Source organism: Salinicola sp. MIT1003 (assembly GCF_001858555.1).
Classification (GTDB): Bacteria; Pseudomonadota; Gammaproteobacteria; order Pseudomonadales; family Halomonadaceae; genus Salinicola; species Salinicola salarius.
In genome coordinates, this window is sequence record NZ_MCAP01000004.1 from 32,853 (window position 1) to 48,399 (window position 15,547).

Below are 15,547 nucleotides of genomic sequence, written 5' to 3' on the forward strand. Positions count from 1 at the left end.
CGATGACTCAATCCCCACCGATCGATGCCCTGAGCTCGATGCAGGAAGTCATGGACAGTGCGGACTGTCTGATCGATCAGGCACAGGTCGAGCGAGCGCTGGACCGCATGGCGGCCGATATCACGCGCGAACTGGGAGACAAGCTGCCGGTTTTCTACTGCGTCATGAACGGCGGTCTGATCACCACCGGGCATTTGCTGACGCGGCTCGGGTTTCCCTTGGAAGTCGATTACCTCCACGCCACGCGCTATCGCGGCGGGATGCGAGGCGGCGAGCTGTTCTGGCGGGTGTCGCCGGAAGTGCCCATGGCCGGTCGTCACGTGGTGATCGTCGATGACATCCTCGACGAGGGCGCGACACTGGCGGCGATCCTGGATTACTGTCGGCAAGCCGGCGCGGCGAGCATTTCGACAGCGGTGCTGGTCGACAAGCGTCACGATCGCAAGGCATCCCCCGATCTCAAGGCCGACTATTGCGGGCTGGAAGTCGTCGACCGCTATGTCTTCGGCTTCGGCATGGACTACAAGGGGTACTGGCGTAACGCGCCGGGAATCTTCGCGCCCAAGGGGATGTGACGGCACGCCCGACCCGTTGGCGAATCGCCAGCCCGGCGTGCTCGGGGGCTGCCATTTCCCAATCTTCTCCTGCTCCGATTCGGCCCGCTCAGCGCGGGCTGAATCGTCTCTGCAGTCCGGTCTCGTTCATCATCCGCGTCGAGATCTCCTCGATCGAAAAGCGGGTGGTATCGATGTAGGGAATGTTGTGACGCCGGTAGAGCGCTTCGGCCTGGCCGATCTCCTGCATGCATTGGTCCATCGAGCAGTAACGGCTGTCGGGCCGACGTTCGGTACGAATGGCCGATAGCCGACGAGCATCGATGGTCAGCCCGAACAGCTTATGGCGATGCTTGGCCAGCGATGGCGGCAGGTTGAGGATGCCGTTGTCGTCCAGGTCGTCTTCCGTCAATGGATAGTTGGCTGCACGGATGCCGAACTGCAGTGCCAGATAGAGCGAGGTCGGCGTCTTGCCGCATCGGGAGACGCCGATCAGGATTACGTCCGCCTCCTGGTACTGGTGCGTGCGCGCGCCGTCGTCGTTGTCCAGCGCGAAATTCACCGCCTCGATCCGATGCATGTAGACATCGTCGCGGCCGATCGCATGCGTACGGCCAACGGTATAGGTCGAATGAGTCTCCAGTTCTTCTTCCAGCGGAGCGAGAAAGGTGGAGAAGATATCGACCTTGAATGCCGATGCCTGGGAGACGATGTCACGAATCGCCTGGTCGACGATGGTATCGATGACGATGGGGCGCATGCCGTCGCGTTCGCCGGTCGCTTCGATGATGCTGACCAGCGAACGTGCCTTGTCGAGGGTGTCGATGTAGGGCTTGGTGACCTGGATGAAATCCGTATTCTCGAATTGCGAGAGCAGGCTGCGACCGAGCGTTTCCGCGGTAATGCCGGTACCGTCGGAGATGAAGAAAGCAGTGCGGGGCATGGCATTCATCCGTGTGTGTCGAAGGCTCATTGTCGGCCGAAATTCCCTGTTCGGGCAACTCGCTGGCATTCTGGGCGCGGCTTGCCGTGGCTGACTACAGGAATCCTGAAAACCTCGGGATTCTTGTAGAAATACTCCAAACTCTACGCCCTTAAACTTCTGGCTAAGCCGAAAATCGCCTGTTAGCTTCTGGCCCATCGAGGTGCAGCGGAACGCGCCATATACCGTTGAAGAAGGTCCGTGGACCATGGCCGGACGAGACGACCAGGAGATGACTTTGGAACCGTTCATCATCACTTTCGAGCAATTGGGAATGTCCGACGTCGAGCGCGTCGGTGGCAAGAATGCGTCGCTGGGAGAGATGATCTCCAACCTGGCGGACGCTGGCGTCACCGTGCCGGGCGGGTTCGCGACCACGGCGCATGCCTATCGCGAATTTCTGGCCCATGACGGCTTGAACGATCGAATCAACGCAGAGCTCGCCAGGCTCGACGTCGACGACACCGAAATGCTGGCCAAAGTGGGTGAGAAAGTCCGGCAGTGGGTGATCGACACGCCGTTGCCGCCCGCCTTCGAAAGTGCGCTGGCCGACGCCTATCAGACGCTGCAGGCGAAGCACCCCAATCTCAAGGTGGCGGTGCGCTCTTCGGCGACGGCAGAGGATCTGCCCGATGCCTCGTTCGCCGGGCAGCAGGAAACCTTTCTCAATATCGACGGCTTCGACAACGTCAAGCGGGCGGTCCACGAAGTCTTTGCCTCGCTGTTCAACGACCGCGCCATCTCCTATCGTGTCCACCGCGGCTACGCTCACGAGAACGTGGCGCTTTCCGCCGGTGTGCAGAAAATGGTGCGCTCCGAGACGGCAGCGTCCGGCGTGATGTTCACGCTTGACACCGAATCCGGCTATCGGGATGCGGTTTTCGTCACCGGTGCCTGGGGGCTGGGCGAGACGGTCGTGCAGGGCGCGGTCAACCCTGACGAGTTCTACGTTCACAAGCCGACACTGGCCGCCGGCAGGCCTGCCGTGCTGCGCCGTACGCTGGGTTCCAAGCGGATCAAGATGGTCTACACCGATGACGCCGCGGCGGGGCGGTCGGTCAAGACCGTCGATGTCGCCCATGCGGACCGTCAGCGGTTCTGCCTGAGCGATGAAGACGTGATGGAGCTGGCGCGCCAGGCCGTGACCATCGAACAGCACTATGGTCGGCCGATGGATATCGAATGGGCGCGTGACGGCGACGACGGCAAGCTCTACATCGTCCAGGCCCGGCCGGAAACGGTGGTGTCGAATCTGGAAGGCGGCACGCTGGAGCGGTTCACGCTCAAGAGCAAGAGCCGCGTGCTGGTCGATGGCCGCGCCATCGGTCAGCGCATTGGCCAAGGCAAGGTCAAGCTAGTGGAATCGCCGGAAGACATGCACAAGGTGCAGACCGGCGACGTGCTGGTGACCGACATGACCGATCCCGACTGGGAGCCGATCATGAAGCGGGCCTCCGCCATCGTCACCAATCGCGGTGGTCGAACCTGTCACGCGGCGATCATCGCCCGCGAACTGGGCATCCCGGCGGTAGTCGGCTGCGGCGATGCCACCGAACTGCTGGAAGACGACATCGAGGTGACCGTCTCCTGCGCCGAGGGCGACACCGGCCATGTCTATCAGGGCAAGCTCGAATTCGACTGCCAGACCACCAGCGTCGACGCCATGCCGGAAATTCCGTTCAAGATCATGATGAACGTTGGCAATCCGGACCGGGCCTTCGCCTTCGCGGGGCTGCCCAACGAAGGTATCGGGCTGGCGCGGCTGGAGTTCATCATCAATCGCATGATCGGGGTGCATCCGCGGGCGTTGATGGACTACGACAAGCTCTCGCCTGACCTGCAGCAGACCATCGATCTCCGCACGGCAGGCTATGCCGATCCGGTCAGCTTCTATGTCGACCGGCTCGTCGAGGGGATCTCCACCCTGGCGGCGGCGTTCTATCCCAAGCGCGTGATCGTGCGGCTGTCGGACTTCAAGTCCAACGAATACGAGAATCTGATCGGCGGCAAACTCTACGAGCCGGGCGAAGAGAATCCGATGCTCGGCTTCCGTGGCGCCTCGCGCTACATCTCCGACGATTTCCGCGCCTGTTTCGAGCTGGAGTGCCGGGCCTTGAAGCGCGTTCGCGACGAGATGGGACTGAACAACGTCGAGATCATGGTGCCGTTCGTGCGCACGCCCGCCGAAGGCAAGGCCGTCGTCGATCTGCTCGAAGCCAATGGTCTCAAGCGTGGAGAGAACGCTCTCAAGATCATCATGATGTGCGAGCTGCCGTCCAACGCGCTGCTGGCCGACGAGTTCCTCGAGCACTTCGACGGCTTCTCCATTGGCTCCAACGACCTGACACAGCTGACGCTGGGACTGGATCGCGATTCCGCCATCATCGCGCATCTGTTCGACGAACGGGATCCGGCGGTCAAGAAGCTGCTGTCGATGGCGATCCAGGCCTGCAAGGCGCAGGGCAAGTATGTGGGGATCTGCGGTCAGGGCCCGTCGGATCACCCGGAACTCGCCAAGTGGCTGATGGAGCAGGGGATCGATTCCGTGTCGTTGAATCCGGACGCGGTGCTGGAGACCTGGTTCATGCTGGCGGGCGAAACATTGGGCTGAGCCCGACGGCAGAACCACCGAGCCGGCGCGAGGATATCGTGCCGGCTTTTTCCTGCGCAGACATATCGTTCAGGCCGTTGGCGTTGGCGTTGGCGTTGGTGTCGGTGCCGCGAGCCGCGTTGCCTCAGGTGCGAATCCAGTTGCGCAACTTCACCAGCAGCAGTTCGCCGTCGGACATCTCGCGGCGCGCTTCCAGAATGTCGGTCAACGCGTCAGGGCGGTCGGTAATGATGTTGTCGACGCCCATGTCGATATAGCGCGACATGTCGCCAATACCGTTGACGGTCCATACCGCGACTTCACGGCCCGTGTCGTGGATGGTTCTCAGCAAGCTCGGTGTGGCCTGAGTGTGGCGCAATCCGATGATGTCGGCATCGGTAGTATTGAGCGCGCCAGGCAGCACGAACTGCATAAAGAGCGTGGTGCGGATGTCGTCGTCGATCGTCTTGACCCGTTCGATGACCTCCGGCGACAGCGAGGCAAGGACGGCCCGGTCTGTCATGTCGGCGGCGTTCAACTGCGCGATCACCTTGCGGGTCAGTTCCTCGGCCGTGCCGGGGGCGGGCTTGAGCTCGACGTAGAGCCCGATACGGCCCCGCGCGTTGTCGAGAATCTGCTGAAAGGTCGGGATGCGTTCGCCGACGAAGGCATCGCCGAAGTAGGATCCCACGTCGACCTGCTCGATCTCCGCCAGCGTCATGTCGCTGATCCGGCGGTCGACGCCGGTCAGGCGGCTCAGATTATCGTCGTGGGACACGACGATCCGGCCGTCACCGCTCAGACGCACGTCCAGCTCCAGATAGTCGGCACCGTCGGCAATAGCCTGGTTCATCGATGCCAGCGTATTCTCCGGCGCTACCAGCGAACTGCCGCGGTGGGCGGTGATGGTGACATGGTCGTTGATCTCGAAGCCGTGCAGTATCCAGCCCGCCTGGCCGAGCGCAAAGATCAGCAGCAGGATCTCTGCGCCCCAGGCGATGACACCGGAACGGTGGGGCGTCGCGGCGGGGCGAAACACGGTGGCGCGTCCCACGGCGCGGTGATAGAGCGTGATCACCAGCATGCTGTTGGCCGCGATACCCAGGAACGTGAGCGCGATGGTGGCGACGATATACAGCGCCAGATAGGTCAGCATGGCAGGTACCAGCACGCTGTTGCGTTCCGGTAGATGGCCGAGCAGTACGCCGCCCAGAGCATTGAAGCTCAAGGAGAAAACGATCGGTATGGCTGCCACGAGCAGCGCGATGCCGACCACCAGCAGTGCCATGGGGAGACGTCGCCCCTGGGTCAATTCGCGGCTGCGCTTCAGTGCGGCAACGGGCTTGAGGTCGTCGAGCATCATCGCCGGCAGCGCCAGGAACCAGCGAAAATAGAGAGCGGCGCTCAGCAGGACGAGGATCAGGAAGATGGGTGTGGCGACGGCCAGGAACTCCCACAGGACCGGCGGTTTGAGATGAATCAGGATGTAGGGTTCGATATCGCCGAGCATGGCATCGTAGAGATGAGCCAGACCTACGGCAAACGGCGCGGCCAGCAGCAGATGGCTGCCTACCTGAAGAAAGGTGAGCGTCACCAGCGCCGGGAATCGGCGCAGCAAGTGCCATAGCGAGCCCATGGCCGCCCGATAGCGGTTGCCGGCCGGGTTCGAGACGACGAGCATCATCCCGGCCTGTTGAAGGAAGATCACCAGAAAGCTGAGCCCAGTCGCCGTGAGCAGCCAGAGTAATCCCCAGGGCGAAAGCGCAACGTCCATGATCTGACCGTTGCTGAGCACCGGGCGGCCGATGCGGTGAAGCAGGCCGGAGAGGGTGTTGGCCGACAACGGCACCCAGACGGCCGATGCCAGCAGCGTGAAGAAGAGATGGAAAGCGACCAGCGAACGTAGATGGGCGCGAATCTGTCGGGCGATGTCCTGAATCAGTGATCGAGGGGCTAGCATGGCTTGGAGGCGGCGTTCCTTCCTGAATCGAGTGAGCGCGGCGGAATGACCGCAAGGATGAATGGATTGTCAGTGTTGTCGTCAAACCGTCATCCGCGCAAGTCCAGGCTTGTCTGGCATCGAACGAAAAAGCCGCCCTTGGCGGGCGGCTTGAGACGGTTCCGGGACAAGCACTGCCTAGAACTGCCAGCCTACCGAGGCGGTGAACGAATCCACTTCGTAATCGCTGTCAAAGTCGTAGCGTTCGTATTCCGCACGCAACAGCAGCGGATGGAAGTTGAGCTGAGCGCCGGCGCCGTAAACGGGATCGATGCCGTCGTTGTCGTCCAGATCGATCGAGGCGTTACCAAGATGACCATCGACATCGGTTTCCCACTTCGCCATGCCCGCCTTGGCGAAAAGCTCGAACCAGTCGGTAATCGGCAATTTCCCGACCAGGCTGAGGCCATAGGCCTTGCTCTCGAGGTCCGTGTTCGATACACCATTTCCCTTCAGCTCGACCTTGCCGAGATCGGCGTAAAAGGCCTCGGTGGCGAAATAACGGCTGTATTCGTAGCCGACGAACGCCTTGTAGACGTTGTCGTCGTCATCGACATCGAAATCGTCGCTGCCGGATTCGATGAAGTCGCCGACATCGCTGTCGTCGTTCTTCAGCGAGCTGAAACCGGTCCCCACGCCAAGATAGAGGCCGTCGGCGTTGGCGGCCTGGGCCGGCGGGGCCAGGGCAATCAACGATACGGAAGCCAGGGGGAGAGCGAACAAAGCCTTGAATTTCACGTTGTAACTCCTTGTGGAAACTGTCGCGGTCCGTGTGTCTATAGCGATATCAAGCCTTTAGCATGAATGGTCTGCTCGGCCAATCATGAGAAGGTATGCAAATCACGATTTGACCAGACCGTGGCGCATATTGTCAGAACAGCGATGAGACGCATAGCCTTACGTACTCCCCGTGATGACAGGAATGGCCCGGGCAGACATCGAAATCGGAATGACAGCCGCTGGAGAGCAGGATAATCATCACGCCTTGCTTGTGCTTGCCAGAAGCTTTCCCATGGCCGACAGTCACTTGTATCAAGTTTCCCATCAGGTCGAATGCCATGTTCTCTACTATCAAACGATGGTTGCCAGCTGTCCGGGCGCATAGCAGGAAGCGCATCATCATCTGTGGCAGCGACAGCGCTCACTATGGGCTGTTGCAACGACTTCGCTCGCATTGCGATGTCCTCGCGCTCGTCACCACCGAGCCCTGGCAGCACAATATTCGTCTCGATGACGTGCCGCTTCGCTATCCCAGCGAAGTGCCATCTCTCTACCGTCGTCTATCCATCGACTGCCTGGTCATTGCCACGGAAGACGATCGCCTGGAAATAGAGCGTGCCACTGCCGACGATGCGCATTGGCAGCCACAATGGCGTATCGGCGAGTCGCTACTGGAAGAACTCGATGCCGGAGACAGGCGGCGTTAGTTCCCGGCTCGCGGTCTGCTCGGTACCTGCAAGACGAAACCGGGCGTCTGGTGAGGTGACGAGATGAGGAGATGACGGGAGGAAGAGACAAAAAAACGCCCCGCATGGCGGGGCGTTTCGGTGACCTCTTCTTGAAGCTGCGAGCATCGGAAGAGACGTGTCAGGCTTCCTGGGCGACCGGAATGACAGTAGCGGCCGCTTTCTGGAAATCCTCTATCTCATGGAAGTTCAAGTAGCGATAGATTTCTCCCGCCATGGCATTGAACTCGCCCATGGTAGCCTTGTACTCATCGACCGTTGGCAGGCGGCCTTCGACGGCAGCGATCGCCGCGAGTTCTGCCGATGCCAGATAGACATCAGCGCCGTCGCCCAGACGGTTGGGGAAGTTACGGGTAGAGGTGGATACGACGGTGGATTTCGGCGCCACGCGTGCCTGGTTACCCATGCACAGCGAACAGCCCGGCATTTCCATGCGCGCGCCAGCCTTGCCGTAAATACCGTAGTAACCTTCCTCGGTCAGTTGATGTTGGTCCATCTTGGTCGGCGGCGCAAGCCATAGTCGTGTCTTCAGGCTACCGGCGGGCTGCTTTTCGAGCAGTTTGCCGGCGGCACGGAAGTGACCGATGTTGGTCATGCACGAACCGATGAACACTTCATCGATCTGCGTGCCGGCCACTTCGGAAAGCAGTCGCGCGTCGTCCGGGTCGTTGGGCGCGCACAGCACCGGCTGGTCGATCTCGGCCAGGTCGATCTCGATGACCGCGGCGTATTCAGCGTCGGCATCGGCACGCATCAGGCTCGGGTCGGCCAGCCAGGCTTCCATCGCCTCGATGCGGCGCTCCAGCGTGCGGCGATCGCCGTAGCCTGCGCTGATCATCCACTTCAGCAGCGTGACGTTGGAGTTCAGGTACTCGGTAACGCTCTCTTCACCCAGCGTAATGGTACAGCCCGCTGCGCTACGCTCGGCGGACGCGTCGGAAAGCTCGAACGCCTGCTCGGCGGTGAGATCTTCCAGACCTTCGATTTCCAGAATACGGCCGGAGAAGATGTTCTTCTTGCCGGACTTGGCCACGGTCAGATGGCCCTGCTGGATGGCGTAGTAGGGAATCGCATGGACCAGGTCACGCAGGGTGATGCCCGGCTGGCGCTCGCCCTTGAAGCGCACCAGTACCGATTCCGGCATGTCCAGCGGCATCACGCCCGTTGCGGCGGCAAAAGCGACCAGGCCCGAGCCCGCCGGGAAGGAGATGCCCATCGGGAAGCGGGTGTGGGAGTCGCCGCCGGTGCCGACCGTGTCCGGCAGCAACATGCGGTTGAGCCAGGAGTGAATGATGCCGTCGCCGGGACGCAGCGAGACGCCGCCACGGTTCATGATGAAGTCGGGCAGGGTGTGATGCGTCTCGACGTCCACCGGCTTCGGGTAGGCCGCCGTGTGACAGAAGGACTGCATGACCAGATCGGCCTGGAAGCCGAGGCAGGCCAAGTCCTTCAGCTCGTCCCGCGTCATCGGGCCGGTGGTATCCTGGGAGCCGACGGTGGTCATCTTCGGCTCGCAGTACATGCCCGGACGCACGCCGTCCATGCCGCAGGCCTTGCCGACCATCTTCTGTGCCAGGGTGAAGCCCTTGCCGGTGTCGACCGGCTGCTCCGGCTTGCGGAAGATGTCGGAGCCCGGCAGCCCGAGTTCGTTGCGGGCCTTCTCGGTCAGGCCGCGACCGATGATCAGCGGAATACGACCGCCGGCACGGACTTCGTCGAGGATGACCTGGGTCTTGAGCTGGAAAGTGGAGACGACTTCGTCGCTGTCGTGCCGGGTCACCTTGCCTTCGTAGGGATAGACATCGATGACATCGCCCATTTCGAGCTTGTCGACGTCCATTTCGATCGGCAGGGCGCCTGCGTCTTCCATGGTGTTGAAGAAGATGGGCGCGATCTTGCCGCCGAAGCAGAAACCGCCGGCGCGCTTGTTGGGCACGTGGGGAATGTCGTCGCCGAAGAACCACAGCACGGAGTTGGTGGCGGATTTGCGCGAGGAGCCGGTGCCGACCACGTCACCGACGTAGGCGACCGGGAAGCCTTTGGCCTTGACCGCTTCGATCTGTGACATCGGCCCTTTGGTGCCGGCGACTTCCGGCTCGATGCCGTCGCGCGGGTTCTTGAGCATGGCGTTGGCATGCAGCGGAATGTCCGGGCGTGACCAGGCATCCGGGGCAGGAGAGAGATCGTCGGTATTGGTCTCGCCCGGCACCTTGAACACAGCGATGCTGATTTTCTCGGGCAGGGCCGGCTTGGCGAGGAACCATTCGGCTTCGGCCCAGGATTCGAGCACGCCTTGAGCAATGGCGTTGCCGTTCTTGGCACGTTCGGCGACATCGTGGAAGGCGTCGAACATCAGCAGCGTGTGCTTCAGCTGTTCGCCGGCTTCCTGAGCGAGTTCACTGTCGTCGAGCAGTTCGACCAGCGTGGCAATGTTGTATCCGCCCTGCATGGTGCCGAGAAGCTTGACCGCATGGATCTTGTCGATCAGTGGCGAGGTCGCTTCACCCTTGGCGATAGCGGTGAGGAAGCCTGCCTTGACGTAAGCGGCTTCATCGACGCCCGGTGGTACGCGATCGGTGATCAGTTCGAGGAGAAATGCCTCTTCACCAGCGGGCGGCTGCTTCAGCAGCTCGACCAGTTGGGCGGTCATTTCGGCGTTCAACGGCTTCGGCGGCACGCCTTCGGCGGCGCGCTCCTCGACATGTTGGCGGTAAGCTTCAAGCACGGTGGAGAGCCTCATCTAGTGTTAGAGCCCGCATGAGCGATGTGTTTCGTAGCCGCGACTTTGTAACCGTTATATGGGTACGTTTCGGTCGGCAACAGATCGGCTGCGGTGGGCGCAGCGAAGTCTACGTGAAACTGTCGACAATGTTAAGGAGCCGTCATCGTTCGGGCGGAACAGGGGCAGGCGGAGAAAACCGCGAAGAAAGTCAATGTCACCATGGTCGAGCAGATGGGTGTCGAAGTCTGGTTGGCCAGGCGCTACCATGGAGCGAAATTTCATCGAATCCACTTTGATTCAACGCACCGGAACCTGAGTGTTTCATCAGGCTCCAATCAACGATCTGGTGACGGATATCGCTCGCCGCGGTTCTGTCCCGTTTTTCGGCGAATCGCGCCGTATCCGACACGCGGTTCGAATCGTCGTTACCCGTGTGCGCCGCTTTTATTCATGTACTCGGCATTGCCTGTCGAGTGCTCGACGAACGTCAATGACTACCGAACGAATGACTGCCCATACCGATTGCATTACCGATGACCTGCTGTCTGCCGAGCTGCTCGACTTTCTGCCATGTGAAACCCCGAGGCGCTGGATAGAGGCGGCGCTGGAAAATCCCGCACTGTTGCTGATCGACCACGCACAGTGCGAAAAGAAGGCGGCGTCGACGGCCATGAGCCTGATGTTTCGCTACGTGGATCGCCCCGAACTCCTGACCAAGATGTCCCAGCTCGCCCGCGAGGAGCTTCTGCACTTCGAGCAGGTGGTCGGGCTGATGCAGGAACGGGGCGTCGACTATTCCCACATTCAGGCGTCGCGCTATGCCGAGGGCCTGCGCGAGCACGTGGCGCGCGAGGAGCCGCACCGGCTGATCGACATCCTGATCGTCGGGGCCTTCATCGAAGCGCGTTCCTGCGAGCGTTTCGCCAGGTTGATTCCTCACCTCGATGAGTCGCTTGCCAAGTTCTATCGCTCGTTGGTGCGGTCGGAAGGGCGCCATTTCGAGGATTACCTGGGGCTTGCCGAGCGCTATGCGGGAAAGGAAGTGGTCGCTGAACGGGTGGCCCGCTTTGCCATTCACGAACAGGCCCTGATCGAAGGCGAAGACGCCATGTTTCGCTTTCACAGCGGCGTGCCGGCAGCCCGTGCCTCCTGATCACCGCTTTGGAACCATGGCTCTCGAGCCATGGCACGACGACGGCTGTCTCGTTCGTGGCCACCGGGCGGCTGTACCTCTCACCGGATGAATGGAAAGCAATGAACCCAGGTCCAGCTACAACAACAATTTCGCTCTTCGGACACTTCGGTTATCAGCAGGGCGAGCGGGCTCTGACGCAGTTCAGCTATGACAAGGTGAAGGCGCTGCTGGTCTACCTCCTGATGCAGGAAACACCGGTCAGTCGTGCCGCTCTGGCTGAGATGCTGTGGCCGGATCAGGGCGTCAAGTCCGGCCGAACCAACCTTCGCCACGCCTTGCACTGTCTGCGTCACAGCCTCGGTGATCTTGCCGAGGTATCCCTGTCCGTCACCCGGCAGACGATCGCCTTCGATCTGCCGGCTTCCGTCGTCTGGGATCTCCGCGCGGCGGACGAGCTGCTTCAGCAGCCGCCCACCGTGGCGACTCTGGAGCAGTTGCTCGACCATTATCGGGGCGATCTGCTGGCGGAGCTTCATCTGGGGCAGTGTGTCGCTTTCCAGCAGTGGCTGGTGCGTACGCGAGGCGAGTGGCGCCAGCGGCTGATCGAATACGCGGAGCGGGTTCTGGAGGCTGCCTCGGCGCTACCGGAGGCGTTGCTACGGACCCTGATTCATCGTATTCCCGACTACTGCCCCTTTCATGAGCGTCTCGTACGACAGCTCGCCGAGCATGGACAGTTTGCTGCTGCTCGGGAACAGTTCAACGCCTTCCTGCAGCACCTGGCGCTTTCGGGACAGCAGCCGGAGCCCGGCTTTTTGCAGTTGGCGCGATTCTGGTCGGAAGTGCCAGCGCAGGGAGTGGCCAGCGCCGACTGGCTGAGTCAGGCGGGCTCGCCCGCCGCTCAAGCGGCGCAGCCGGGTGCTTTGGGTTACGTCGCCCAAGACATCGATTACCGCCAGATTACGGTGATGGCGATCGCTCTCAGGCCGGTGGATGCCGGCAACGATCTCGGCCGGGCGCTGGCATGCCTGAAAGCGCAGGGGCGACTGTTTCAGTGGCTGGAAACCCAGTGCCGGCATCTAGGCGGTTTCTGGCAGACCGCCGTGGGCAGCGGGATCGGCCTGGCGTGTTTTGGTACTCATGGGCCGACGCATCAGCTGGCCGAACTGGTGGCGCTGTTCGAACACTGCCGACAAGGCTTGGCCCGCGAGCTCGACAGCGTTTGGGAAGGTGATGATTCGCCCCCGCGATTCACGCTGACGGCCGGACTGGATAGCGGGCGAGTGATCTGGTTGCCGGAGCGACAATCGATCGACCCGTTCGGTGACGTGACACAAGTGGCATTGGCCATGATGGCGGCAGCGCAGAGCAGCGAGCTGGTGATATCGCTCAATGCCAGCCAGCATCTGCCGCCCGCGTTCGATCTGCAATCTCGCCTGACACCGCGTCTGATCAGCAGTGACGGTCGTGTCCAGCGACGTGGGCTGGTGCTGGGCGTGGAATCCTCTAGACGCGAGGCCTTGCCGCCCAGCCTGATGGGGCGCGAGGCGGAGCTGCGCCAGTTACGGGATGCGCTGGCTCGGGTTTCCCTGGGGCTACGCCAGAGCCTGCTGGTGCTGGGAGATACCGGCATCGGCAAGTCCGCCTTGATGATCCATTTCCGTGAATACCTCCAGCACGAGGACGTCGCGGTGTTCTGGCGGCCCACGACTCGGCTGTCCAGCCAGACCTCGTACGGGCTGATCCAGTCGCTGCTCGGGTGGTATCTGGAACAGGAGCCGGATGGCGAAGCGCTCGGCCAGCTGATCGATCGCACTGCTGTACTGCAGAAGATCGACAGCGAGCGCCGGCGGCTGCTGATCGATGTGCTGGGCCGCGAACCCCTGGCGCGCGAAGATGCCGACGAGGCAGTGGAGCTGGTCACCCAACTGGTCCAGGCATTGATTCTCGAGATGGCCTTCCGTCGTCCGCTGGTGATCATCGTCGATGACCTGCAATGGCTGGACGAACCCTCTCTCAAGGTATTGCTGAATTTGCAGGCCAGACTGCCGATTCATACCGCTTCGTTGCTGATAGCCTCGCATCAGAATCGTGAAGTCCCTCCGATCAGGTTGAACTGGGATCAGCAGGTGATTTTGGGGCGTCTCGATGGTCGCCAATCAGCGGATATGCTGGACTATCTGGCACGTCGTCACCGACTCAAGCTCGGACCCCGGCTGCGCGATCAGTTGATCCAGCGCTGCGAAGGCGTTCCGCTCTACCTGCAGGAGATTTGCCGCCGGTTGGAGATCGATCGGCGCGAAGGTCGACGGCTAAATGTCGACAGTCTGCCGAGCGGGTTGCTGGGATTGCTGGCCAGCCGTATCGATCAGTTGCAAGGTGACCGCCAGGTCGCCCACATGGCAGCCATCTTTGGCCGTCAGTTCGAAGCCGGCATGCTGCGCGATTGCCTGGAAGTCGGTGACGATGCGCTCAAGGCTGCGCTGGAGCAGATGCGGCGGCTGGAGATCATCGAACCCTGCGAAACCTGCCCTTACGATTTCCAGTTCACGCATCCGTTGCTGCAGGAGGCAGCCTATCTTTCCTGCCCGCAGGACGTGCGTATCGCCCTGCACCAGCGGGTGGTCGAGGTGATCGAATCGCGCTATCCCGCCTGGATCAGCCGTCACCCCGGCGACTTCGCCGAGCACCTGAGGCGAAGCGGTGACCCGGCCCGTGCCGCGCGCTATTTCGAAATGGCCGCCCGGAGCGGGCTCAAGGTGAGTGCCAATCGCACGGCGCTGAGGCTGGCGGAGTCCGGCCTGGCCTGCCTGAACGAGGTGTCCGCCGGCGGCGCCGAGCGTCAGATCAGTCTGCTGACCGTCAAGGGGCAGGCGTGTTATGCACTGGAGGGCCACGGATCGCGAGCGGCGCATGAGAGTTTCCTTCAGGCTCAGGAGCTCTGGCAGGGCGCAGACCTGGATGACGAGGCTGCCGACGACCAGGCGTTTCTGGTGACCTGGGGGCTCTGGGTCGGCGCCAGCCAACGCCACGCCAACCGCGATGCGGAGTTGCTGGCCATGCAGCTGCGCGAGCTGGCCCAGCGCATCGACGACCCCCGTTACCAGCGCCTGGCGCTCTATGCCCGGGCTCACGGAGAGTACTGGAGCGGCAGGATATCGCTTGCCTACGAACATCTCGACCAGATCGACCCGTTGAATCAGCCGATGGTGCTGGAATGGTTGCCATACTCCGATCATCCGCAGGTGGCGGCAGCCTGCTACCAGAGCTGGGCGCTCTGCCTGCGCGGCGACTACCTGCGCGCGGAACAGCAGATGGAGACCGCCATTCGCTTGGCCGAGTCGGTTCGCCATCCGGGATCGCTGGCCCTGGCACTGATTTTTGCCGCCTCGCTCTACCGGCAACTGGGACATATTCACCTGGCCACTGAGCGCGGTCGCCGAGCGCACGAAATGACCCGGACCGAGGATCTCCAGCGCTGGCATTGGGAGGCCGACTGCGTACTGGGTTGGAGCCAGTCGCTGGCGGGGGAGGCGTGCGGCCTGAAACGAATCGAGGCCTGCATCGCGCAGTTGAGCGAGCTGACCGGCCGGGAGCCGCATCAACGGCCTTTGCTGTGGTACGGCGACGCCTGCCTGGCGCTCAACGATGTCGCGCTTGCTGTGACGTATCTGGAGCCTTGCCTCGACCAGGCGCGAACCCGACGTTCGCTGATGATGCCGCAGCTTGCGCTGCAGATGGCTCGCGCCAGGCATCGCATGGGGGGCGACATGCAGACAGTTGCGGCCCTGATCGAGGAGGCGAGAATCTGGGCGGTCGAGGCGGGCAGCGCCCATATGGAGCTGAAGAGCCTGGAAATGTGGCTCTCGTTGGTCGATTCCGGCGATAAGGAAAAGCAGCAAGCGCTGCGCTATCGACTGGGAGAAGTGGCGCTGTCCGATGCGCCGGTTCTGACTCGCTGGCGGACGCTTCTGGACAACGTCAGCGCCCCGACCCGTGCGCCGGATTATCAGCTCTAGCCGTGACTCACGACAGCTTCCTTGCCTGGATCTGTGCATGGAAAAAGCGCCCGGCTCGACATTCGAACCGGGCGCTTTCA

General features: G+C 61.9%; 9 protein-coding genes. 5 read left to right on the top strand and 4 right to left on the bottom strand.

The window, feature by feature from the left end; all coding sequences use genetic code 11:
• Positions 1-2 precede the first annotated feature (2 nt).
• Positions 3-575, top strand: a complete 573-nt coding sequence (locus BC443_RS01950) for a hypoxanthine-guanine phosphoribosyltransferase (protein ID WP_071230163.1) — start codon at positions 3-5, stop codon at positions 573-575.
• An 88-nt stretch (positions 576-663) separates the two neighbouring features.
• Here the strand turns inward: BC443_RS01950 and BC443_RS01955 are convergent, their stop codons facing one another.
• Complete coding sequence (locus tag BC443_RS01955) at positions 664-1,497, bottom strand: pyruvate, water dikinase regulatory protein (protein WP_071230228.1); 834 nt, start codon at positions 1,495-1,497, stop codon at positions 664-666.
• A 277-nt stretch (positions 1,498-1,774) separates the two neighbouring features.
• Here BC443_RS01955 and ppsA point away from each other — a divergent pair, with 277 nt between their 5' ends.
• A complete protein-coding gene (gene ppsA / locus BC443_RS01960) occupies positions 1,775-4,147 on the top strand; it encodes a phosphoenolpyruvate synthase (protein ID WP_071230164.1) in 2,373 nt (790 codons plus the stop codon).
• A 124-nt stretch (positions 4,148-4,271) separates the two neighbouring features.
• Here the strand turns inward: ppsA and BC443_RS01965 are convergent, their stop codons facing one another.
• Together BC443_RS01965 and BC443_RS01970 are read right to left on the bottom strand one after the other, a co-directional pair.
• Positions 4,272-6,086, bottom strand: a complete 1,815-nt coding sequence (locus tag BC443_RS01965; RefSeq protein ID WP_071230165.1) for a glycerophosphodiester phosphodiesterase — start codon at positions 6,084-6,086, stop codon at positions 4,272-4,274.
• 177 nt (positions 6,087-6,263) lie between these two features.
• Positions 6,264-6,863 (bottom strand): porin family protein, encoded by a 600-nt coding sequence (locus BC443_RS01970; RefSeq protein WP_083387157.1) that lies wholly within the window; start codon positions 6,861-6,863, stop codon positions 6,264-6,266.
• A gap of 320 nt (positions 6,864-7,183) precedes the next feature.
• Here BC443_RS01970 and BC443_RS01975 point away from each other — a divergent pair, with 320 nt between their 5' ends.
• Positions 7,184-7,552, top strand: a complete 369-nt coding sequence (locus BC443_RS01975) for a hypothetical protein (RefSeq protein WP_139284226.1) — start codon at positions 7,184-7,186, stop codon at positions 7,550-7,552.
• 160 nt (positions 7,553-7,712) lie between these two features.
• Here the strand turns inward: BC443_RS01975 and acnB are convergent, their stop codons facing one another.
• Complete coding sequence (gene acnB, locus BC443_RS01980) at positions 7,713-10,316, bottom strand: bifunctional aconitate hydratase 2/2-methylisocitrate dehydratase (RefSeq protein WP_071230230.1); 2,604 nt, start codon at positions 10,314-10,316, stop codon at positions 7,713-7,715.
• A gap of 487 nt (positions 10,317-10,803) precedes the next feature.
• Here acnB and BC443_RS01985 point away from each other — a divergent pair, with 487 nt between their 5' ends.
• Together BC443_RS01985 and BC443_RS01990 are read left to right on the top strand one after the other, a co-directional pair.
• Positions 10,804-11,466, top strand: a complete 663-nt coding sequence (locus BC443_RS01985; protein ID WP_247643196.1) for a tRNA-(ms[2]io[6]A)-hydroxylase — start codon at positions 10,804-10,806, stop codon at positions 11,464-11,466.
• A 101-nt stretch (positions 11,467-11,567) separates the two neighbouring features.
• Positions 11,568-15,467, top strand: coding sequence for an AAA family ATPase (locus BC443_RS01990; protein WP_071230167.1), 3,900 nt, complete (start codon positions 11,568-11,570; stop codon positions 15,465-15,467).
• Positions 15,468-15,547: the final 80 nt, after the last annotated feature.